Genomic DNA, 20,495 nt, shown 5'->3' on the forward strand with positions numbered 1-20,495 from the left:
TAATTAAGCTACATCATACCATATTTTGACAGAAAAATACAGTTTTTTCTAATAAATACGATAAAATTCGTTTTTTTATACAAGGATATGTATTTATATGGCGTTTTTTGAAAATAAAAGGCCTTTTGGGCTCTGGTTACAGAAAAATAAATGAGATGGAATGATAATGTTACAAAGGACTTTATATTTTATAAAATATGCCGATATGAAATATAAGAAGTGTTATGCAGAAAAATAAAGGAGAGGGGGAGGTATTATGAACCGGACGCAGATGGTCAGAGGAAATACGCAGGCTTTGTGGGACAGTGTCCGTTCCGGCAAAAGTGCAGAAGAAACCGGAGGGGATTTAAGCGGTATCATAACGGGGCAGACAAGGAAGGACCAGGTAAATCTTTCCGAAGGATGGCAGTCAGGGGACTGGAAGGAAATGATAAAAAAGACCATTGACCAGTTAAAGGCCCAGTACCCCTCTCTTCATATTGTCATAGATGAGAAGGAAAGCGCCGGCAGCCTAAACCGCCTGGCAGCAGAGCTTGGCTCAGGAACCCATCTTGTCATTTCTTCCAAGTTCCTGGCCCGCATGGGAAGCAGCCCGGAGGAATTTGCCAGATGCAGTTCCGTGCTGACCGGCACCGCCATGCAGCTTGCAAAGGGCAGTGCCAATGGCCGGGCCTCCGGAGCCTATGTGGGGCAGTCCGCGGTTTCCTCCTGGAGAACACAGGCGGAGCCGGAGGCTTCTGTCAACGGTCAGACCGCTGTCCGCAGTTTTCTGGAGCATTCGGGAAAGCTTGACAAGACTTCGGATACGAAAAACAGTGCTGTGAAGAAAAATACGAAAAAAAGCATGATTTCCGTATCCCGCCACTATACCGGTATGGCAGCCGCCCGTTCCAAGGGGCAGGTGCAGGCGGTTATGGCGAATATTCAACGAAGCATCGGAGATTTGCAGATGACGGCTGTCTATGGAGAGGACGAGGAACGGGTCAAAGCCGGGAGAGCTCTTCGCTCCTTAAAAAAGCTTTTATCCAAAGGAGGCCGCAAGCTGAGGCGGCTGAATCAGGAAGAGCTGGCAGCCATCAGAAAAAGAAATGCTGAAAAGCAGCAGGAAAAAAGAAAGGCAGAGCAGGCCAGACTGGAAAAGGAGCAGCACCAAAGGGGGCGGTCCAGTTCAGACCGGGCACTTGAAATGGAGGGAAGGTCGGAAGAGTCTTATGTCAGAGGATACCGGCATTACCGCCAGCTAAAAGAAGAGTTTGAGATAAGAACGGCAGATAATATAAATACAGCGCCTGCAGGAACCCCTGTTGACGGGGGCTTCTCAGGCGCTGAGGAAAGAGGAGGCCAGATCGTGGTCACGGATACGGTTTCGTTCTGAGCCTCCTGACTTATTTAAGCTCCCATCAGATGACTGGACAGGATTCTGGCTCCCATGAGAATCAGGGTGACGCCTCCTGCCATTTCCGCCTTTGATTTATACCGGGTTCCAAAGGCATTTCCGACTTTTACACCCAGAACGGACAGCACAAAGGTTATGCTTCCTATAAAAGAGATGGCCGGAACGATCTGAACCTGTAAAAATGCAAAGGTAACACCCACTGCCAGGGCGTCAATGCTGGTTGCAACAGCCAGAAGGCACATGCTCTTGGGATCGATGGAACAGACGGGACATGATTCTTCTTTGCTGAAGGCTTCTTTTATCATGTTGAGGCCGATGGCCGCCAGCAGCACAAATGCAATCCAGTGATCAAAGGCAGCGATGGAATCCTTAAACTGAGATCCCAGAAGATAGCCTATGAGAGGCATTCCGCCCTGAAAGCCTCCAAAGTACAGGCCGACGATGATTCCGTGCTTCCAGTTCATTTTTGGCATGCAAAGACCTTTGCAGATGGCAACGGCAAAGGCATCCATGGATAAGCCTGCCGCAATGATAAAAAGTTCAATGAGTGACATGTGATATTCCTCCTGTGGTTAGTAAATATATGCAGTGAAAAACAGAATCATTTCTAATCCTTTTGATTCAGTCTGATCTTTTCCAGATAAGCGTACAGCTCCGGATCGACGTTGTCAAATAAGCGGTTTTTCTTTGAGGGGATACGTTCCAGATGTTCTTTCTGAATTTCGGAATTGGTCTCCTCAATTTCTTTTTTCAAATCCCTGGCGGAAAGGCGTGTACAGCCTTTTCCTAAAATAATAATCTGTTCCAGCTTGTCCGAGGTAGCAACCCGCACTTGATACTGCCTGCCGATCTGCTGGGAAACTTTTTCAATGTATTGGTCAGCCGTTTCGGCTTCCTTGGTGAAAATGACGTGGATGTTATGGTATTTTATGACTGTGCCCGGATTTCCCTTGACCTTATAGCCGTCAAAGACGAGAACTACATTGCATTTTTTATATCCCTGATAATTGCATAAAATATCCTGAAGCTTGATTCTGGCAGAATCCATGTTGACTTCGGCCAATTCCTTCAGATCAGGCCAGGCAAATATGATGTTGTATCCATCCACTAAAAGATAATCAGAACTCATGTGCCACCTCAATCCGAAGCCGAAAGATGCTTGATGCGTTTTACGTAGATCCGCCTGAGAAGGAAGGTGCTTAAGGTCACGGACATGATTTCAGACAGGGGAAATGCGTACCAGACCGCATGAAGACCAAATAATTTCGCGAAAATATATGCAATTGGCAAAATACAGATGAGCTGTCTGGCCACTGATATGATCAGGCTGTAAACACCGTTTCCAAGAGCCTGGAATGCAGACCCGACTACAATGCAGTATCCTGCAAAAATAAAGCTGATGCTGATGATCCGAAGCGCCGGTACGCCGATGGACAGCATATTTTCCGAAGCATCAAAGAAGGAGAAAAGCTGTTCGGGAAATATCTGGAAGATGGCAAGTCCGGCCAGCATAATGGATACAGCACCTATGATACTGGATTTTAATGTCTTTATGATACGGTTTTTATTTCCGGCCCCATAATTATAGGCGATAATGGGAACCATACCATTATTGAGTCCAAATACAGGCATAAAAATAAAGCTTTGCAGCTTAAAGTAAATTCCAAACACGGAAACTGCGGTTTCGGAAAACAAAAGAAGAATTTTGTTTACCCCAAAGGTCATGACGGAGCCGATGGACTGCATTAAAATAGAAGGAAGCCCTACCCGGTAAATATTGACAATGGTTTCCTTATGAGGGCGGAAGCCTTTCATATTCAGGTCCACATCCGGATTTCTGGTCAGGTTGAAATACAGCAGAAGCATCATGGCCAGGATTTGCCCGATGACTGTGGCTGCCGCTGCTCCGGCAGTTCCCATGGCAGGAAAGCCGAACAATCCGAATATCATGATGGGGTCCAGAATGATGTTGGTGATGGCTCCAAGTCCCTGAGTGATCATATTGTAAATAGTCCGACCTGTGGACTGCATGATCCGTTCCAGGGCAATCTGCAGAAACACTCCAAAGGAAAATATGGTGCAGATGGAAAGATAGGACGTTCCCTGACTTATGATTTCTTCGTTGTCAGTCAGTGCAGAAAAATAAAAACGGGAGAAAAAGATTCCAAACAGGGCAAAGGCCAGGGAACTGAGAAGGAAAAGAAAGATTCCGTTGACAGCGGCCAGATTTGCCGCCTTCTGGTTCTTTTCTCCGAGGGAGCGGGAGAGTAAGGCATTGACTCCGACACCGGTTCCTGCTGCGACTGCGATGAGCAGGTTCTGGATGGGGAATGCCAGGGACACGGCGGCCAGGGCCGATTCTCCCAGTCTCGCTACAAAAACGCTGTCCACCACATTATAAAGAGCCTGGATCAGCATGGATAAGACCATAGGAAGGGACATGGTGAGGAGAAGCCTGTTTACGGGCATGGTTCCCATCTTGTTTTCCTTGGGCTGTAAGGCGCCCATGGTTTCAGACATAAGAAAACCTCCTTAACATTAGTAAGCGTGGCTATTATTGTAACCTTTCCCGCATGAAAAGTCAACATTGTGAGGTTTTTTAAATTTGTGAAAAATAAATATTGCGCTGTAAAAAAGATTATGTTAATATAAGTGCAATTCATTGTAATAAAGCGATGAATTGTTATATTGAAAAAGGCAGAGAAGGAGACTCTGGCCTACTGGACCTCAACAGGAAGATGGCGTCACCGACTGAGAGCGCTGTCACGTGGGACTTGGCTAAGGGAACACTCCGGAGCCGGTATGTCGAAGCGGCCCATATGGCGAAAGCCATCGGGTGTCATGAGTAGACATATCCGTATGCATGCGTTAAATGCTTGAGTGGGGACATTTGCCCCTCTGTCTGTCATATCTGCGGATAGAGGAAAGGGATTTGTCTCAATGCGGGTGGTACCGCGGGAAATTATTGTATATAAATCCCGTCCCGGAATATGTAACTGTATTCCGGGGCGGGATATTTTATTGTAAAAATCTGCTGCCGGAGTCGAAACAATTACATTCAGGTAAGGAGAATACAGATATGGAATTCATCAGTGGTGTAACAGAAAAAGACATGCCGGGAATCAGGGAAATTTGTGCCGGTGAGTATGAAGGAAAGACCGTTGCCATGGAAGGCTGCGTCCATACCATCCGTGATATGGGAGAGGTGGCCTTTGTGATCCTCAGAAAAGCAGAAGGTCTGGTGCAGTGCGTCTACGAGGAAGGAAAGACGGATTTTGACGTAAGCCTGTTAAAAGAGGAATCAGCCCTCCGGGTTACGGGAACAGTATCAAAGGAGGAGCGGGCGCCTCATGGATTTGAAATCCGCCTTTTAACGGTTGAAGTCCTGTCCCAGCCTGCAGAGGCTCCGCCCATCGCCATCGGCAAATGGAAGCTGAACACTTCTTTGGAGACAAAGCTGGCTCTTCGGCCCATTTCTTTAAGAAATCCCATGGAACGGGCAAAGTTTCGCATTCAGGAAGGAATTGTGAGAGGCTTTCGGGACTTTCTTCATTCCCAGAGCTTTACGGAAATCCGCACGCCGAAGATCGTGGCGCGGGGAGCAGAAGGCGGTTCCAATGTGTTCCGGCTGGACTATTTTAATAAGAAGGCAGAGCTGGGGCAGAGCCCTCAGTTTTACAAACAGACCATGGTAGGGGTCTATGACCGGGTATTTGAAGTCGCCCCCGTTTTCCGGGCGGAAAAGCACAATACTGTCAGGCATTTAAACGAATACACCAGCATGGACTTTGAGATGGGATATATTGACAGCTTTGAAGAAGTCATGGGAATGGAAACAGCCATGCTGCAGTACACCTTTTCCCTGCTTTCCAGGGAATATGAGGCGGAGCTTAAGATGCTGAAGGTGGAACTTCCCGACGTATCCCGCATTCCAACCGTGCGCTTTGACAAGGCAAAGGAACTGGTGGCAGAAAAATACAGCCGCAAGATCAAAAATCCTTATGACCTGGAGCCGGAAGAGGAAGCCTTAATCGGACGCTATTTTAAGGAAGAGTGCGGCAGCGATTTCGTATTCGTCACCCATTACCCTTCCAAGAAACGTCCCTTTTACGCCATGGAAGACCCGGAAAATCCCACTTTTACCTTGAGCTTTGACTTGCTGTTTAAGGGCCTGGAGATCACCACCGGGGGACAGAGAATTCATGATTACGATACGATCATTAAAAAAATGGAGTCCAGAGGCATGGACCCGGAGGATATTTCTTCCTATTTAATGATATTCAAATACGGAATGCCGCCTCACGGAGGTCTTGGCATCGGCTTAGAGCGTCTCACCATGAGACTTCTCGATGAAGCAAACGTGAGAGAAACCACCTTGTTTCCGAGAGATGTGACAAGACTGGAACCATAGAAGGAGGCCGGAGAAAATGGCAAATATCATCGATGATGAAACAATTGAATATGTAGGAATTCTGGCAAAGCTGGATTTGGATGAGTCAGAAAAAGAAGCAGCCAAAAAGGATATGGGCCGTATGCTGGACTATATTGATAAGTTAAATGAGCTGGACACAGAAGGCGTGGAGCCCATGTCCCACGTATTCCCCATACACAATGTTTTCCGAGAAGATGTGGTGGAAAACGGCGATGACAGAGAAAATATCTTAAAGAATGCCCCTGAAAGCAAGGATGGAGCCTTTAAGGTGCCAAAGACAGTGGAATAGGGGGAAGAAAGATGACAGCAAAAGAAATTTTATCCCTTACGGCAGTGGAGCTGGGAAAAAAGATAAAAGCAAAGGAAGTGACTTGCCTGGAGGCGGCCAAAGCGGTGCTGGGCCAGATCAAAGCCATGGAGCCTGTCCTCAACAGCTATGTGACTGTTGCTCAGGAGGAAGACGTATTAAAACAGGCAGAAGAGATTCAGAAACGGATCGACAGCGGAGAGCTGACCGGCCCTCTGGCCGGGGTTCCGGCTGCGGTGAAGGATAACATCTGCATGGAAAACATGAAAACCACATGCAGCTCCAAAATCCTTTCCAACTTCGTTCCCACCTATACGGCTGAGGCTGTGGAGAACTTGAAAAAAGCAGGAGCAGTGATCATTGGAAAGACCAACATGGATGAATTTGCCATGGGAAGCACCACGGAAACGTCTGCCTATGGGCCTACGAGAAATCCCTGGAACCCGGACCATGTGCCCGGCGGCTCCTCAGGCGGTTCCTGCAGCGCGGTGGCAGCGGCAGAATGTTTCTTTGCCCTGGGCTCTGATACAGGCGGCTCCATCAGACAGCCCGCATCCTTTTGCGGAGTGACAGGCTTAAAGCCTACGTATGGAACTGTTTCCCGGTACGGGCTCATCGCTTACGGTTCTTCTTTGGATCAGATCGGTCCGGTGGCAAAGGATGTGACGGACTGCGCAGCCATTTTAGAGGTGCTGGCTTCTCATGACGGAAAGGACAGCACGTCTGTGGAGCGGAAGGATTGCGATTTTACATCGGCTTTAAAGGACGATGTGACAGGAATGCGCATCGGTATTCCGGCGGACTATCTGGGAGAAGGCCTGGACCTGGAAGTGAAGGAGGCTGTTTTAAAGGCAGCCGAAGTGCTGAGGGAAAAAGGGGCAGTTGTGGAGACCTTTGACTTGAGTCTGGTGGAATACGCCATTCCGGCCTATTACGTCATCGCATCGGCGGAGGCCAGCTCCAACTTATCCCGGTTTGACGGCGTGAAGTTCGGCTACCGGGCAAAGGAGTACCAGGGACTTCACGGCATGTATAAAAAGAGCCGTTCCCAGGGCTTTGGACCTGAGGTGAAGCGCCGCATTATGCTGGGTTCCTTTGTCCTCAGCTCCGGTTATTACGACGCTTATTATTTAAAGGCTTTGAGAACAAAGGCTCTCATTAAAAAGGCGTTTGATGAAGCATTTTCAAAATACGATGTGATTTTAGGGCCTGCGGCTCCTACGACGGCACCTAAGCTTGGGGAGAGCTTAAAGGACCCATTAAAGATGTATCTGGGCGATATCTATACCATTTCCGTAAACCTTGCAGGGCTTCCCGGACTTACGGTTCCAGGGGGGAAAGATAAAAACGGACTCCCCATTGGAATCCAGTTTATCGGAGACTGTTTTAAGGAAAAGAACATTTTACAGGCAGGCTATGCTTTTGAACAGAGCAGAGGCTATGAGATGCCAGGGCTGGCGGCAGAGGCTGCCGACGGGAAGGAGGAGAGGTAAATGAGCAGACAGTATGAAACCGTCATCGGCCTGGAGGTCCATGTGGAGCTGGCGACAAAAACGAAGATTTTCTGCTCCTGTTCCACGGAATTCGGCGGAGCGCCCAACACCCACACCTGTCCGGTCTGCACCGGAATGCCCGGTTCCCTTCCTGTTCTCAATAAGCAGGTGGTGGAATACGCCCTGGCAGTGGGCCTTGCAGCCAACTGTGAGATCAACCAGTACTGCAAATTTGACCGGAAGAATTATTTTTATCCCGACAACCCTCAGAACTACCAGATTTCCCAGCTCTATCTGCCCATCTGCCACGACGGCTATGTGGAGATCGATACGGCTTCCGGAAAGAAAAAAGTCAGGATTCATGAAATCCACATGGAAGAGGACGCAGGAAAGCTGATTCACGACGAATGGGAGGACTGCTCTTTGGTGGACTTTAACCGGAGCGGCGTTCCGCTGATCGAGATTGTATCAGAGCCTGATATGAGAAGCGGGGAAGAAGTGATCGCTTACTTAGAGAAGTTAAGGCTCATCATCCAGTATTTAGGTGCATCAGACTGCAAGCTCCAGGAAGGTTCCATGAGAGCTGACGTCAACTTGTCAGTCAGGGAAGCGGGAGCTTTGGAATTTGGAACCAGAACGGAAATGAAGAACTTAAACTCCTTTAAAGCCATTGCACGTGCCATTGAAGGGGAGAGAAAGCGCCAGATTGAGCTGATTGAAGACGGAAAGGCCGTCGTTCAGGAGACGAGGCGGTGGGATGACAACAAGGAATCCTCTTATGCCATGCGTTCCAAAGAGGATGCCATGGATTACCGCTACTTCCCGGACCCGGACCTGCCGCCTGTTTTCATAGAACAGCAGTGGCTGGACCGGATCAGGGCGCAGCAGCCGGAGCTTCGGACGGAAAAAATGGCCCGGTATCAGGAGGAATACAACCTTTCTGAATACGATGCGGACATTATCACAGGCTCCAAGCACATGGCAGATTTATTTGAAGCGGTGACTGCTATCTGCCAAAAGCCCAAGGAAGCGGCTAACTGGCTCATGGTAGAAGCCATGCGCCTTTTAAAAGAACAGGAAATGGAACCTGAAAATATGACATTTTCCCCGGAAAACCTTGCAAAATTAATTGAATTGGTGGATAATGGTACCATTAACCGCACCGTGGGCAAGGAAGTCTTTGAACAGATTTTTAAGGAAGATGTGGACCCTGAGCAGTATGTGGAAGAAAAGGGGCTTAAAATTGTCAATGACGAGGGAGAACTGCGCACGGTGATTGAGGAGATTGTTGCAGCCAATCCCCAGTCTGTAGAGGATTACCGAAACGGAAAGGAAAAGGCCATGGGCTTTTTAATGGGTAAGACCATGAGGGCCATGTCCGGCAAAGCTGATCCGGGGGCTGTCAGCAGGATACTGAAGGAAGTGCTTGGCAGCACCCAGGGTTAAGGAGTCTATATTGAGGAGGAGAAAAAAATCTATGAAGCCGTATGTTGAAATGACGAAGGAAGAGTTACAGGAACTGAGGAAACAGCTTTCCGCCCAGTACAAAAGTTTTCAGGGAAAGGATTTAAGGCTTGACATGTCCAGAGGAAAGCCCAGCGCAGAGCAGCTTGACATTTCCATGGGACTGATGGAGGTGTTGTGCGGCGGGGAGGATTTGACCTGTGAAGATGGAACAGACTGCCGCAATTACGGAGTGCTGGATGGAATCAAAGAGGCAAAGGAACTGCTGGCAGATATGATGGAGGTTTCTCCAAGCCAGGTCATCATCTATGGAAACTCCAGCTTAAATGTGATGTATGACACGGTTTCCCGCTCCATGACTCACGGCGTTATGGGCAATACACCCTGGTGCAAGCTGGATAAGGTGAAGTTTTTATGCCCGGTGCCCGGATATGACAGACATTTCTCCATCACAGAATATTTTGGAATTGAGATGATAAACGTGCCAATGACTCCTGCCGGTCCTGATATGGATATGGTGGAGGAGCTGGTGGCACAGGATGATTCCATCAAAGGAATCTGGTGTGTTCCCAAATACTCCAATCCTCAGGGAATTTCCTATTCTGACGATACAGTCCGCCGTTTTGCACGGTTAAAACCGGCTGCAAAGGACTTCAGAATCTACTGGGACAATGCTTACACCATTCACCACTTATACGACAACGACCAGGATCACTTAATCGAGATTCTTGCCGAGTGCAAGAGAGCCGGAAATCCGGATATGGTCTATAAATTTGCTTCCACCTCAAAGGTCAGCTTCCCCGGCTCAGGAATCGCTTCCATCGCGGCCAGCCAGAACAACTTAGAGGATATCATGAAGCAGCTTAAGATTCAGACCATCGGCCACGACAAGGTAAACCAGCTTCGCCATGTGCGCTACTTTGGCGACATTCACGGCATGGTAGAGCATATGAGAAAGCATGCGGATATCATGAGGCCTAAGTTTGAGGCAGTGATTGAGACTCTGGAAAGAGAGCTGGGAGGACTTGAAATCGGAGAGTGGACCGCTCCCAAGGGAGGCTATTTCATTTCCTTTGACTCCATGGATGGCTGCGCGAAATCCATCGTGGCAAGATGCAAGAAGGCAGGACTGGTGATGACCGGAGCGGGAGCTACCTATCCTTATGGAAAGGACCCTCATGATAACAACATCCGGATCGCTCCTTCCTATCCGACCTTGCCTGATTTAATTCTCGCCATGGAACTGTTTGCCGTGTGCGTGAAGATCGTCACCATTGATAAGCTTTTGGCCGGAATGAAATAATAAAATAATGAAAAAGAGCTTTGACCACGGTTTTATAACCGGTCAAAGCTCTTTTTTATGGGCAGTTTTAAAGGTCATCAGTCAAATAAGACGAGATTGATAAATGCCTGAAATGCCTCTGTCTGGAATTTATCCTTTTGAAAGACCACGTGATTCATACAGCTTATGTCTAAGTTCTGGACCTCGATTTCAACCACATCTCCCCGCTTTACGGAATCGTCAGCAAAGATTCTGGGAATTACCCCGATTCCGATGTTTTCCTTTACTGCCTGTAAGATCACATCAGAATTGGTGCTGGACCAGAGGGGGTCGGCGGATAAGTTATTTAAGGAAAGGGCGGAGTCAAAGGTATCCCGCAAGGTGCAGCCCTGCTCCCTCAAAAGAAGAGGCTCCTCGATGAGCCGGTCCAATGTGACGGGCTGGGCGGAGCGCTTGGCAAAGGGGTGTCCGGGGGCGCAGATCACAGCCATGGGATAGGAGGAAAAAGGGATTTTCTCCAGCCTATCTTCTGAGATAACGCCTTCCACCAGGCCGATGTCCAGTTCATTTTTTAAAAGCTTATTGATGACCTCCCTGGAATTGTCTATGGTGACTTTTAATGTGGTATCGGGATTGGAAAGGGAAAAACGGGATACGGCCTGGGGGAGTAAGTAGCTTCCCAGGGTGACGCAGGAGCCTATCCGCAGAGGGGCCTGAAAATGAAGGGAGCCCGAATAGCTTTCCAGATCCTGATACAATTCCAGAAGGGGGATGACTTTTGATAAATAAAATTTTCCGTTTTCATTGATGACCACTTTGCGGGAAACCCGGTCAAAGAGGGGAGAGCCAACAGATTCTTCCAGTTCATTGATGGCGTGTGAGATGGCAGGCTGAGTCATGGACAGGGTCTTGGCGGCCCCGGTGATGCTGCCTTCCTCACACACCGTTTTAAAGATCGTGAGATGTCTTAAGTTCATGTCAGAAGTCCTTCCATTACCAATGGTTCATGTGATAATCTACATTATATCATTTTGATAATAGTATGAACAGATATTTTGAAAAAAATGTCGAAATACTTAGAGACGTTTTGCAATGGCTTTGATAAAATCTTCGCTGTTTAATACGGTGGGGTTGGGAATGGCGGTGATGAGAGCCAGGTCTTTGGTCATTTCTCCGGCTTCGATGGTGTCTAAGGCAGCCTGTTCCAGCCTGTCTGCAAAATCAGCCAGTTCCTGATTTTTGTCCAGCTCTCCCCGCTTTCTTAAAGCCCCTGACCAGGCAAATATGGTGGCCATGGAATTGGTGGAGGTTTCCTGACCCTTTAAGTGCTGGTAGTAGTGGCGCTGTACGGTTCCGTGGGCAGCCTCATATTCATAATCTCCGTCAGGGGATACTAAAACAGAGGTCATCATGGCGAGAGAGCCAAAGGCAGAGGATACCATATCGCTCATCACGTCTCCGTCGTAGTTCTTACATGCCCAGATAAATCCGCCGTCCGCCTTCATCACACGGGCCACCGCATCGTCGATGAGGGTGTAGAAATAGGAAATCCCGGCTTCTTTAAACGTGTCTGCAAATTCTGCGTCAAAAATATCCTGGAAAATGTCCTTAAAGGTGTGGTCATATTTTTTTGAAATGGTGTCCTTGGTGGCAAACCACAAATCCTGCTTCGTATCCAGAGCATAGTTGAAACAGCTTTTTGCAAAGCTTTCAATAGAGCCGTTTAAGTTGTGCATTCCCTGAATGATTCCAGGCCCTTTAAAAGTGTGGACGGTTTCTCTGGTTTCAGTTCCGTCTGCTGCGGTGTAAACCAGTTCCACCTTGCCGGCTCCCGGAATCTTCATTTCCGTTCCCTTGTAGACGTCGCCGTAAGCGTGTCTTGCAATGGTGATGGGTTTCTTCCAGCTTTTTACACATGGATCAATTCCTTTGACAACAATGGGCGCCCGGAATACGGTTCCGTCTAAAAGGGCTCTGATGGTAGCGTTAGGGCTTTTCCACATTTCCTTTAAGCTGTATTCCTTTACACGGTCTGCGTTTGGGGTGATGGTGGCGCATTTGACGGCGACTTTGTATTTTTTCGTGGCATTGGCAGAATCCACGGTAACCTGGTCATCGGTCTGGTCGCGATAGGGAAGTCCCAGGTCATAATACTCTGTCTTTAAATCAATATAAGGCAAAAGAAGATTGTCTTTGATCATCTGCCAGAGAATTCTGGTCATTTCGTCACCATCCATTTCAACAATGGGAGTTGTCATCCTGATCTTATCCATGTGCTTGTCCTCCTTAAGATTATTGGTGTAAGCTATAGTATACGATGAATTATAAAATCACACAAGTATTCTATGTAAATTTATTCAGCCATTTTTGAATATTATACACTGTTTCCGGGGCGATAAAATGTTCTACTTTTTCCACCTGCTCCAGTTCGTCGGAATTCTGGTTGATGTAGCAGAAAAAACGGTGGAGCACATCGTGGCGGAATAATAAATATTCACCCATCTGCATACCGGTCTCTGTCAGGGAAACGGTGCCGTACTTTTCAAAGCGCACGAGGCCCTGTTTTCTTAGGTTTCCGGTCATTTTGGAAGCGGAGGAGGGCTTTACGTGAAGGCCTTCTGCCAGTTCCTTGATGCGGACAGGCTGGCCGTCTTTATGAAGGCGGCAGATCATTTCCAAATAATCCTCCATGGAGGAGGTGATTTTTGTGTGCTCTAAAAGAGAATAGCCCTTTAGGGTATAGAAGTTGGGGGAGGTGGACATGGGGACTCCTTTGTGCAGACTGTTATTTATATTTATTCCCTTATCGTACATTCTATGAGACAAAAGGGGAACCCACATAATGCTTGACACTCTGGCATCAAAATGGTATAGTTTTACTACATAAACTGTAACTGAAAATAGTACAGAACAGAGGGTTTTTATTCAGAACCATGTGCCATTGAGAGGAGGCTTTATTTTGGGATTTACACTAGACGTGAGTGTTCCGGTTTTGACCGTATTTGTGCAGGGGCTGGTCAGCTTTTTTTCACCCTGTGTCCTTCCCCTGATTCCCCTTTATATCGGGTATTTATCGGGAGGAACGGGAGTGAAGGGGGAAGATGGAAGCATTTATTATGACCGGAAAAAGGTCATGCTGCATACCGTCTGCTTCGTCATTGGAGTCAGCTTTGCGTTCTTCCTTCTGGGCCTTGGATTTTCCGCCCTTGGAAGCTTTTTTAAATCCAACCAGCTTTTGTTTGCCAGAATCGGAGGAATCCTTGTTATCATGTTCGGCTTGTACCAGCTTGGCTTCTTTGGACAGTCCGCCATTTTAAGCAGGGAGGGACGTCTGCCTTTTTCAGTCAATACCCTTGCCATGTCTCCCTTTACGGCCCTGGTCATGGGCTTTACTTTCAGCTTTGCCTGGACCCCCTGCGTGGGACCGGCGCTGGCAAGCGTGCTGATAATGGCGGCTTCGGCTTCTACAAAGGCATGGGGCTTTGCCCTCATCGGTGTATATACTCTGGGCTTTATTCTGCCCTTTTTGGCAGTGGGCTTCTTTACGACAGCCGTGCTCGAATTTTTCAAAACCCACAGCAATGTGGCAAAGAATGCGGTAAAAGCAGGCGGTGTGCTCATGGTGCTCATGGGAATTATGATGTTTACCGGAAAGATGAACGGAGTGACCGGATATTTATCCGCTATTCCGGGGCGGACTGTGGAGGAGACAAAAGCGGAAGAAACTACAAAAGCGCCGGTTCAGACTTCTGAAGAGGAAACAAAAGAGAGCACGGAAGCGGCTTCTGAAGAGGAAAGCGAAAGCCAGCCTCTGCCGGCCATTGATTTCACTTTGACGGACCAGTTTGGCAATACCCACTCCCTTTCTGATTATAAAGGAAAGACCATATTCTTAAACTTCTGGGCCACCTGGTGTCCACCCTGCCGGGCAGAGATGCCGGATATCCAGAAGCTGTATGAATCCTATGAGAAGGAAGGGGACAATGCCCTGATCGTTCTCGGTGTGGCTGCTCCCAATTACGGACAGGAAAAGGATGAGGAAGGGATTAAGAAGTTTCTGGAGGAAAACGGGTATACTTATCCGACTCTGATGGATACTACCGGGGAATTGTTTGAGGCTTACGGAGTATTTTCTTATCCTACCACCTTTATGATTGACCGGGATGGGAATGTATTCGGCTATGCCAGCGGCATGCTGTCTGAGGATACCATGCACAGCATAGTGGAACAGACCATGAATGGAAAGAGAAACTGACGGAGCAATAAGATATATATGAAGCAAGGGAGCAGTGGAGACAGACGTCTCTGCTGCTCCCTTTCTCACTTTCGTGTCCTTCTTATCATATGATAAATAAAAAGGACAAGGGGATTTTATGATAAAAAGTGAGGCCACAAAGGATATGACCAGCATAGAACTTCTGGGAATACGGGAAAACTTAAAAAACTCCGATTACGCGGAGATTGAACGTTTCCGTGAATCCTTTGATGCGGATGAAATGGGTTTTGCGGAAGAAAGGGAAGGGATTTAAATGGATGTTCATAAGCTATTGACCCCTTATAATTACAGCAATGGACAGGGACGCTCTATCCGGTATATTGTGATTCACTATGTAGGGGCTCTGGGGGGAGCGGAGGCAAACTGCAAGTATTATGCTTCCGGGTATATCGGAGCCAGCGCCCATTATTTCGTCGGATTTAAGGGGGAAATATGGCAGTCCGTTGAAGATCGGGATATTGCATGGCATTGCGGGGCGAAGATATACCGCCATGCAGAATGCCGCAACAGCAACAGCCTGGGGATTGAGCTCTGCGTCAGAAATAAGGGCAGCCAGTCAGGCACCAGCAGGGACTGGTATTTTGAAGACGCAACTGTAAAGGCCGGTATCCGGCTGACAAAGGAGTTGATGAAGCAGTACGGGATTCCTGCCGACCATGTAATCCGCCACTACGATGTGACCGGAAAGATTTGTCCTAATCCTTACGTATACAATCATACTCAGCATACCTGGGACAGTTTTCAGGCGGAATTGAAAGCAGAACCTCAGTTTAAATCCGGATGGAAAGAGGAAGACGGGGGCTGGAGATTTTATTTGGGGAATACGGGCAATTATGTCAGGAACGACTGGTATCAGGATGGGGAAGACTGGTATTGGTTTAATGATGCGGGATTTATGGAAAAGGATACGTGGAAGACTGGGGCGGATGGGAAGTGGTATTATTTAAATAATGACGGTGTCATGGCAAAAGATCAGTGGATTGTCTGGAAAGGGGAGCTTTACCGGGTTGCAGAGGATGGGAGTATGTTTGAAGGGAATATGTATTTGACTACGGATGACAGAGGGTCGCTGCATATTGGATGAAGGGGTTTTACCATGTGAAAATATGCTTCTTCATGCTTTGAAATTGAGGACTGGTAAGAATTTGCTGGAGGATTGGATATAAAGCCTGAGTGATTTTATGAAGGTTGATTTCTCAACCCCTCCATTGTATAATTTACCTAAAAAGGTATCGGAATTGAGTTTCCGATTGCCCTCAGTCGACAAAATAGCTTATAGAAATAGCATCCTGGACTTTGGACGGTATAGGATGCTATTTCTTTTTTTAGAATACCAAAAAAGTTTTCCATGCCGAAATTATCATGAGAGGAATATATTAGTATCAGAAAATAGGGCTTTCCCTGCAAAAATTTCTTCACCGATATTGTAACATTTTTATCTTTAAAAGAGTCTAATAATTGAGAGACAGTATTTTCGAATATAAAAAGACCGGTTGATGAAATAATATAAGTTGATTATGTTTTATGTTAACATAAATTGGTCAGTATAGGAGGGGGTTGTGTGAGTAAAGATATTGGTGACTTATATGTTCAGTATTATGATGAGATTTATCGATATATATATTTATTTACATTAAATCGATATGATACAGAGGATATTCTACATAATACATTTGTAAAAGTGATGCAGGGAATTAATTCTTTTAAGGGTAAGTGTGATGTAAAAACGTGGCTGTTAGCCATTGCTCATAATGAATGCGTAAATTATTTTAAAAAACATAAGATGGAAAAAGTAAATATTGACAATCTTGAAGACGTGGTTTTAACAATTGATGATGACATTGGAAAGAGACTTTTGTATAAAGAAGAAGTCAAAAAAATAATTAATTATATTCAGATACAAAAGGAGCCAATAAAATCTTTAATAATACTTCGCTTAATGGATGAGCGTCCATTTGAGGAAATAGGTAAGATATTAAATAAATCTGATGTATGGTGCAGGGTCACCTTTTTTAGAAACAAGAAAAAAATAATGGATATTTTAGAAACAGATAAAGATACAATATAAATTAAACGGAGAGCATTGAATATACACGATTATACATCATGGTGAAAGGTGCGCACCATTTTTCAATATTATTAATGCCGCAAGCGTCAGTGGCAGAATGGAGATTGTCATGAAAGATGAAAGGTGTGTTATTGTTGAGGAATTATTACCGTTATACATTGAGAATGAAACCAGTCCAGAAGTGACGAGTTTAATTGAAGAGCATTTAAAATTATGTAAAGGCTGTAACAGCGTTTATAAAAAAATGACAACAGGTATACATATTTCAGCGGAAACCGCTAAACCCGATAAGCGAACAGTGCGTTATATAAATGGCATAAAACTCTGGTATTTATTATGTCCATTATTTGCATTGTTTTTGATTAATATGGGCTGGGGGAGTGCTTTAAGAATATATGAAGGGGCGCTGACTTTATTTTTTGTCTCCTGTATTGCATCAGACGTATTTCATAAAGGAACATGGTGGGATACAGAATGCGTACAGCTGCAGGATGAGATACGAGAAGATACAAAGAAAAGATTGGGCGATTTTTATATAAGACCTTTCTTTATTGCAATCCCAGCGATTCTTGTTGTTCTGGTTTTAGAATTGCCTTGGATAATTACTTATATTAGTTATAAGTGAAATAAGTGTCTGGTGAAGGTTATTTAGAACGATTATTTTATCCGCTTAATTTTCAGTAAAACTAGCAGAAAACAGCAAAACCTGGGAAGAGAAAAGAATAGCAAACGGTGATGTAAGCGTTGCTTTTGGATCATCAACCTTCTTTAAATGGTTTCGTTGCATTTCATGATATATCTATGATATAATTAATTTAATTACCAAGAAGGGAGTGATGATATGTCAAACAATAATGCCTTGAAGATGTTATACGAAGAGTGTCTGAAATTAGAGCCGGATGAGGCGGTACAGTTAATTCTTGGGGCAGAGACTGAAGAAGAACAGGAGTTTTATTCCATGGTCAGTGACCTCGTCCTCCAACAGAGACAGAGAAAAGCGATTGAGGAGAACCGTTTTTAATGAAACGATATGTTATCTTTGCAGGAGTGAATGGAGCAGGGAAGTCTACACTGTATCAAACATTTCCGCGGTATCAGCAGATGCCCAGAGTTAATACGGATGAAATTCTCAGGACATTCGGAGACTGGAAAATTACCAGTGATGTTATGAAGGCTGGTAAGTTGGCTGTTCAGGAACTGAACCGATGTCTATCTGACGGACTTTCCTTTAACCAGGAAACCACACTTTGTGGAAAGACCATTTTCAGAACCATAGAAAAAGCCAGAAGCCAGGGGTATTACATTGAACTTTATTATGTTGGGATTGATTCAGTAGAATTAGCAAAGCAGAGAATCGCATACCGTGTATCCAAAGGCGGTCATGGAATTCCAGATGAGGATGTGGAAAAACGGTATTTGGAAACATTTTTGAATCTGAAGCGGGCTCTCCCTATGTGTAATCTGGCATCTTTATATGATAATACCAGGGAATTTAGAAGAATCGCCATTTATAAAGATGGAATTCCAGTTCGCATTTCTCATAATGTTCCTGACTGGTTTCAACGTATACAGTAGAAGAATCCTTTGTAGTATAGGGAGGAAGAAAAGTCCTGAATGAAAAAACTCAATTAAAAACAAGAAAACGGCGTAATACTGATCCATTCCCAGTATTGTGCCGTTTTTAATCATGCATCTGATAGGAATCGAACCTACGCACGCAGCTCCGGAGGCCACTGCTCTATCCACTGAGCTACAGATGCATCTTTTACATTCTACTATAGATTGTTTTAAAGCGCAAGAGTTATTTGTTGATTTTTGGTTGTTTTTTTGCTAGAATGTATGAAGATTGATGTCCGGGAGGTTGAGCCTGTATGAAGGATTTATTGGAAAAATGGAATACAAAATTGACAGCAGAAACCAGGCGTTTTTTGAAATTCCTGGCGATTCCATTGGCAGCGGTTTTATTGATCGTTGTCATAATTGTGCTGGATAAATCCGGGCCGGAACAGGGACCGGCGGGGAATATGGGAACAGGGTCTGAGGCGCAGCCGCCGGGAAATGAAGGCGGAGAAAGTACGGACCAGGAACCTGCAGAAGCAGATTTTACCCTGCAGGAGGAAGCCATACCCGAAATTCATGATTTAATGGAATCTTATTTTAAAGCCAGAAAAATCTGCGATCCGGAGCTTTTAAATCAGGTGTACGGAGGGACCTATTCCCAGGAACAGATTGGGGAGCAGATTGCCAGAATGGAAGAAGAAGTGAAATTCTACCGAGGCTTTGAGAACCTGATCTGCTATACCGTTCCCGGAGCAGATGATGGGGATTATCTGGTTTATGCAAAATTTGATATCATGTTCCGCCAGGCAGACACTCTGGCTCCCAGCTTGATTTTGTGTTACGCGAAGACCGCTGAGGCTGGAACGTATTATCTGGTGGGAGAGGTGAGCCCGGCCCAGTCTAAGCATATGGAAGAAGCAAATCAGTCCGAGGCTGTTCAGGCCATGGCAAAAGAGGTAAATGAAAGCCTTGAAAAAGCCTTAAAATCAGATGAAAACCTTCTGGCTGTTTATCATACCCTGACAGACGAGATCGAAGAGACAGAAGAAACAAGTGAGACAGAAGAGACAGAGTCAGGCAGTCAGCCGGACAATATGTAAAACATATGCTTCTCTGCGTGGTACCGTGCAGAGGAGCATTTTTGGCAAAGGAGAGAATTGCTTTATGAACGTGAAAGACTTTTATTTTGATTTACCCCAGGAGCTGATTGCCCAGGACCCTTTGGAGGACCGTTCCGCTTCCAGGCTTCTGGTGCTCGATAAGAATACGGGAGAGCTGGAGCATAAGCATTTTAAAGATGTTCTTTCTTATTTAAATAGGGGTGACTGTCTGGTCATTAATGATACCAAGGTGATCCCGGCCAGACTGTTTGGCGTCAAAGAGGGAACAGAGGCAAAGATTGAAATACTTCTGTTAAAGAGAAGAGAAAATGATATCTGGGAAACCCTTGTAAAGCCTGGGAAAAAGGCAAAGGTGGGAACTGTGATCTCCTTTGGGGACGGGCTTTTAAAAGGCACTGTGATAGACATTGCGGAGGAAGGAAACCGGCTGATTCAGTTTTCTTATGAAGGGATATTTGAAGAGATTTTAGACCGTCTGGGACAGATGCCCCTGCCTCCTTATATCACCCACCAGCTTCAGGATAAGAACCGTTATCAGACGGTATATGCAAAGCATGAGGGCTCTGCGGCAGCTCCCACGGCAGGACTGCATTTTACAAAGGAGCTTTTGGAGGAAATTGAGGGTATGGGAGTTTCCATCGCCAGGGTGACCCTTCATGTAGGGCTTGGAACCTTCCGCCCGGTAAAGGTGGAGGAAATTGAGAATCACCATATGCATTCGGAGTTCTATGTGGTAGAAGAGGAAGAAGCAAAGAAAGTCAATGATGCCAAAAAACAGGGAGGAAGAATTATCTGCGTGGGAACCACAAGCTGCCGTACTGTGGAGTCTGCCTCCACAGAAGATGGAATCTTAAAGGCAGGGACCGGATGGACGGAGATATTCATTTATCCGGGATACCGTTTTAAGGTTTTGGACAGCCTGATCACCAACTTTCATCTGCCGGAATCCACTCTGGTGATGCTGGTTTCAGCCCTGGCAGGGCGGGATGCGGTTCTTCGCGCTTATAATGAGGCCGTGCAGGAGAAATACCGCTTTTTCAGCTTTGGAGATGCCATGCTGATTACGGATTTGAAAGAAACAGGAAAGTAAGCGGAG

21 protein-coding genes and 1 tRNA gene are annotated in these 20,495 nt (G+C 46.1%); 15 read left to right on the forward strand and 7 right to left on the reverse strand.

The genetic code is table 11. From position 1 onward, the window contains the following. Positions 1-256: 256 nt before the first annotated feature. Entirely contained in the window at positions 257-1,375 is a 1,119-nt protein-coding gene (locus QM657_RS10560; protein WP_415066608.1) for a hypothetical protein, read from the forward strand. A gap of 14 nt (positions 1,376-1,389) precedes the next feature. Here QM657_RS10560 and QM657_RS10565 read toward each other — a convergent pair whose 3' ends face one another. Genes QM657_RS10565 through QM657_RS10575 form a run of 3 tightly spaced genes read right to left on the reverse strand, consistent with a single transcriptional unit; the run spans position 1,390 to position 3,916 of the window. Beyond that, a complete protein-coding gene (locus tag QM657_RS10565; protein WP_415066609.1) occupies positions 1,390-1,950 on the reverse strand; it encodes a manganese efflux pump MntP family protein in 561 nt (186 codons plus the stop codon). A gap of 53 nt (positions 1,951-2,003) precedes the next feature. Then, positions 2,004-2,525: an NYN domain-containing protein gene (locus QM657_RS10570; protein ID WP_415066610.1), complete on the reverse strand. Its 522-nt coding sequence runs from the start codon at positions 2,523-2,525 to the stop codon at positions 2,004-2,006. A gap of 8 nt (positions 2,526-2,533) precedes the next feature. Further along, complete coding sequence (locus QM657_RS10575; RefSeq protein ID WP_415066611.1) at positions 2,534-3,916, reverse strand: MATE family efflux transporter; 1,383 nt, start codon at positions 3,914-3,916, stop codon at positions 2,534-2,536. A gap of 559 nt (positions 3,917-4,475) precedes the next feature. On the opposite strand from QM657_RS10575, the gene aspS reads away from it, so the two are divergent. From aspS to QM657_RS10600, 5 genes are read left to right on the forward strand one after another with little or no spacing between them, the layout of a single operon-like run. After that, positions 4,476-5,807 carry an aspartate--tRNA(Asn) ligase gene (gene aspS / locus QM657_RS10580; protein WP_415066612.1) on the forward strand — a complete coding sequence of 444 codons (1,332 nt, stop codon included), beginning with the start codon at positions 4,476-4,478 and terminating at the stop codon, positions 5,805-5,807. Between the two features lie 16 nt (positions 5,808-5,823). Beyond that, a complete protein-coding gene (gatC, locus tag QM657_RS10585; RefSeq protein ID WP_415066613.1) occupies positions 5,824-6,117 on the forward strand; it encodes an Asp-tRNA(Asn)/Glu-tRNA(Gln) amidotransferase subunit GatC in 294 nt (97 codons plus the stop codon). A gap of 11 nt (positions 6,118-6,128) precedes the next feature. Continuing rightward, a complete protein-coding gene (gene gatA / locus QM657_RS10590; RefSeq protein ID WP_415066614.1) occupies positions 6,129-7,628 on the forward strand; it encodes an Asp-tRNA(Asn)/Glu-tRNA(Gln) amidotransferase subunit GatA in 1,500 nt (499 codons plus the stop codon). Next, the gene (gene gatB, locus QM657_RS10595) at positions 7,629-9,074 is read left to right on the forward strand and encodes an Asp-tRNA(Asn)/Glu-tRNA(Gln) amidotransferase subunit GatB (RefSeq protein WP_415066615.1); all 1,446 of its coding nucleotides are present in this window, start codon (positions 7,629-7,631) and stop codon (positions 9,072-9,074) included. It abuts the gene before it with no gap. Positions 9,075-9,105: 31 nt separating this feature from the next. Beyond that, the gene (locus QM657_RS10600) at positions 9,106-10,395 is read left to right on the forward strand and encodes an aminotransferase class I/II-fold pyridoxal phosphate-dependent enzyme (RefSeq protein ID WP_415066616.1); all 1,290 of its coding nucleotides are present in this window, start codon (positions 9,106-9,108) and stop codon (positions 10,393-10,395) included. Positions 10,396-10,472: 77 nt separating this feature from the next. On the opposite strand, the gene QM657_RS10605 is transcribed toward QM657_RS10600, so the two are convergent. From QM657_RS10605 to QM657_RS10615, 3 genes are all read right to left on the reverse strand, one after another. Beyond that, entirely contained in the window at positions 10,473-11,351 is an 879-nt protein-coding gene (locus QM657_RS10605; RefSeq protein WP_415066617.1) for a LysR family transcriptional regulator, read from the reverse strand. 99 nt (positions 11,352-11,450) lie between these two features. Then, entirely contained in the window at positions 11,451-12,647 is a 1,197-nt protein-coding gene (locus tag QM657_RS10610) for an NADP-dependent isocitrate dehydrogenase (RefSeq protein WP_415066618.1), read from the reverse strand. Between the two features lie 70 nt (positions 12,648-12,717). Continuing rightward, the gene (locus QM657_RS10615; RefSeq protein WP_415066619.1) at positions 12,718-13,137 is read right to left on the reverse strand and encodes a metal-dependent transcriptional regulator; all 420 of its coding nucleotides are present in this window, start codon (positions 13,135-13,137) and stop codon (positions 12,718-12,720) included. A 196-nt stretch (positions 13,138-13,333) separates the two neighbouring features. Between QM657_RS10615 and QM657_RS10620 the strand changes: the two genes are divergently transcribed. The 7 genes from QM657_RS10620 (at position 13,334) to QM657_RS10650 (ending at position 18,293) form a co-directional block, all read left to right on the forward strand. Beyond that, on the forward strand, positions 13,334-14,629 hold the full coding sequence (locus tag QM657_RS10620) for a cytochrome c biogenesis protein CcdA (RefSeq protein ID WP_415066620.1): 1,296 nt from the start codon (positions 13,334-13,336) through the stop codon (positions 14,627-14,629). A gap of 118 nt (positions 14,630-14,747) precedes the next feature. Then, positions 14,748-14,903: a hypothetical protein gene (locus QM657_RS10625; RefSeq protein ID WP_415066621.1), complete on the forward strand. Its 156-nt coding sequence runs from the start codon at positions 14,748-14,750 to the stop codon at positions 14,901-14,903. After that, positions 14,904-15,734 carry an N-acetylmuramoyl-L-alanine amidase gene (locus tag QM657_RS10630; RefSeq protein WP_415066622.1) on the forward strand — a complete coding sequence of 277 codons (831 nt, stop codon included), beginning with the start codon at positions 14,904-14,906 and terminating at the stop codon, positions 15,732-15,734. A 477-nt stretch (positions 15,735-16,211) separates the two neighbouring features. Then, positions 16,212-16,718 (forward strand): RNA polymerase sigma factor, encoded by a 507-nt coding sequence (locus QM657_RS10635; protein ID WP_415066623.1) that lies wholly within the window; start codon positions 16,212-16,214, stop codon positions 16,716-16,718. A gap of 109 nt (positions 16,719-16,827) precedes the next feature. After that, positions 16,828-17,343 (forward strand): zf-HC2 domain-containing protein, encoded by a 516-nt coding sequence (locus tag QM657_RS10640; RefSeq protein ID WP_415066624.1) that lies wholly within the window; start codon positions 16,828-16,830, stop codon positions 17,341-17,343. A 216-nt stretch (positions 17,344-17,559) separates the two neighbouring features. Next, positions 17,560-17,739: a hypothetical protein gene (locus QM657_RS10645; RefSeq protein ID WP_415066625.1), complete on the forward strand. Its 180-nt coding sequence runs from the start codon at positions 17,560-17,562 to the stop codon at positions 17,737-17,739. Next, the gene (locus QM657_RS10650; protein WP_415066626.1) at positions 17,739-18,293 is read left to right on the forward strand and encodes an AAA family ATPase; all 555 of its coding nucleotides are present in this window, start codon (positions 17,739-17,741) and stop codon (positions 18,291-18,293) included. The genes QM657_RS10645 and QM657_RS10650 overlap by 1 nt, the downstream gene beginning before the upstream one ends. A 113-nt stretch (positions 18,294-18,406) precedes the next feature. Here the strand turns inward: QM657_RS10650 and QM657_RS10655 are convergent. Beyond that, positions 18,407-18,478 (reverse strand) — tRNA-Arg (locus QM657_RS10655). 111 nt (positions 18,479-18,589) lie between these two features. On the opposite strand from QM657_RS10655, the gene QM657_RS10660 reads away from it, so the two are divergent. Together QM657_RS10660 and queA are read left to right on the forward strand one after the other, a co-directional pair. After that, on the forward strand, positions 18,590-19,378 hold the full coding sequence (locus tag QM657_RS10660; RefSeq protein WP_415066627.1) for a hypothetical protein: 789 nt from the start codon (positions 18,590-18,592) through the stop codon (positions 19,376-19,378). Between the two features lie 64 nt (positions 19,379-19,442). Then, positions 19,443-20,489, forward strand: coding sequence for a tRNA preQ1(34) S-adenosylmethionine ribosyltransferase-isomerase QueA (gene queA / locus QM657_RS10665; RefSeq protein WP_415066628.1), 1,047 nt, complete (start codon positions 19,443-19,445; stop codon positions 20,487-20,489). The last annotated feature ends 6 nt before the right edge of the window (positions 20,490-20,495 follow it).

The sequence above is a fragment of the Lacrimispora sp. genome, from assembly GCF_047605665.1.
In the GTDB taxonomy this organism is placed as follows: domain Bacteria; phylum Bacillota; class Clostridia; order Lachnospirales; family Lachnospiraceae; genus Lacrimispora.

Coding starts and splice junctions, on each gene's coding strand:
- QM657_RS10560 (WP_415066608.1), top strand. CDS start 257: ATGAACCGGACGCAGATGGTCAGAGGAAATACGCAGGCTTTGTGGGAC.
- QM657_RS10565 (WP_415066609.1), bottom strand. CDS start 1,950: ATGTCACTCATTGAACTTTTTATCATTGCGGCAGGCTTATCCATGGAT.
- QM657_RS10570 (WP_415066610.1), bottom strand. CDS start 2,525: ATGAGTTCTGATTATCTTTTAGTGGATGGATACAACATCATATTTGCC.
- QM657_RS10575 (WP_415066611.1), bottom strand. CDS start 3,916: ATGTCTGAAACCATGGGCGCCTTACAGCCCAAGGAAAACAAGATGGGA.
- aspS (WP_415066612.1), top strand. CDS start 4,476: ATGGAATTCATCAGTGGTGTAACAGAAAAAGACATGCCGGGAATCAGG.
- gatC (WP_415066613.1), top strand. CDS start 5,824: ATGGCAAATATCATCGATGATGAAACAATTGAATATGTAGGAATTCTG.
- gatA (WP_415066614.1), top strand. CDS start 6,129: ATGACAGCAAAAGAAATTTTATCCCTTACGGCAGTGGAGCTGGGAAAA.
- gatB (WP_415066615.1), top strand. CDS start 7,629: ATGAGCAGACAGTATGAAACCGTCATCGGCCTGGAGGTCCATGTGGAG.
- QM657_RS10600 (WP_415066616.1), top strand. CDS start 9,106: ATGAAGCCGTATGTTGAAATGACGAAGGAAGAGTTACAGGAACTGAGG.
- QM657_RS10605 (WP_415066617.1), bottom strand. CDS start 11,351: ATGAACTTAAGACATCTCACGATCTTTAAAACGGTGTGTGAGGAAGGC.
- QM657_RS10610 (WP_415066618.1), bottom strand. CDS start 12,647: ATGGATAAGATCAGGATGACAACTCCCATTGTTGAAATGGATGGTGAC.
- QM657_RS10615 (WP_415066619.1), bottom strand. CDS start 13,137: ATGTCCACCTCCCCCAACTTCTATACCCTAAAGGGCTATTCTCTTTTA.
- QM657_RS10625 (WP_415066621.1), top strand. CDS start 14,748: ATGATAAAAAGTGAGGCCACAAAGGATATGACCAGCATAGAACTTCTG.
- QM657_RS10630 (WP_415066622.1), top strand. CDS start 14,904: ATGGATGTTCATAAGCTATTGACCCCTTATAATTACAGCAATGGACAG.
- QM657_RS10640 (WP_415066624.1), top strand. CDS start 16,828: ATGAAAGATGAAAGGTGTGTTATTGTTGAGGAATTATTACCGTTATAC.
- QM657_RS10645 (WP_415066625.1), top strand. CDS start 17,560: ATGTCAAACAATAATGCCTTGAAGATGTTATACGAAGAGTGTCTGAAA.
- QM657_RS10650 (WP_415066626.1), top strand. CDS start 17,739: ATGAAACGATATGTTATCTTTGCAGGAGTGAATGGAGCAGGGAAGTCT.
- QM657_RS10660 (WP_415066627.1), top strand. CDS start 18,590: ATGAAGGATTTATTGGAAAAATGGAATACAAAATTGACAGCAGAAACC.
- queA (WP_415066628.1), top strand. CDS start 19,443: ATGAACGTGAAAGACTTTTATTTTGATTTACCCCAGGAGCTGATTGCC.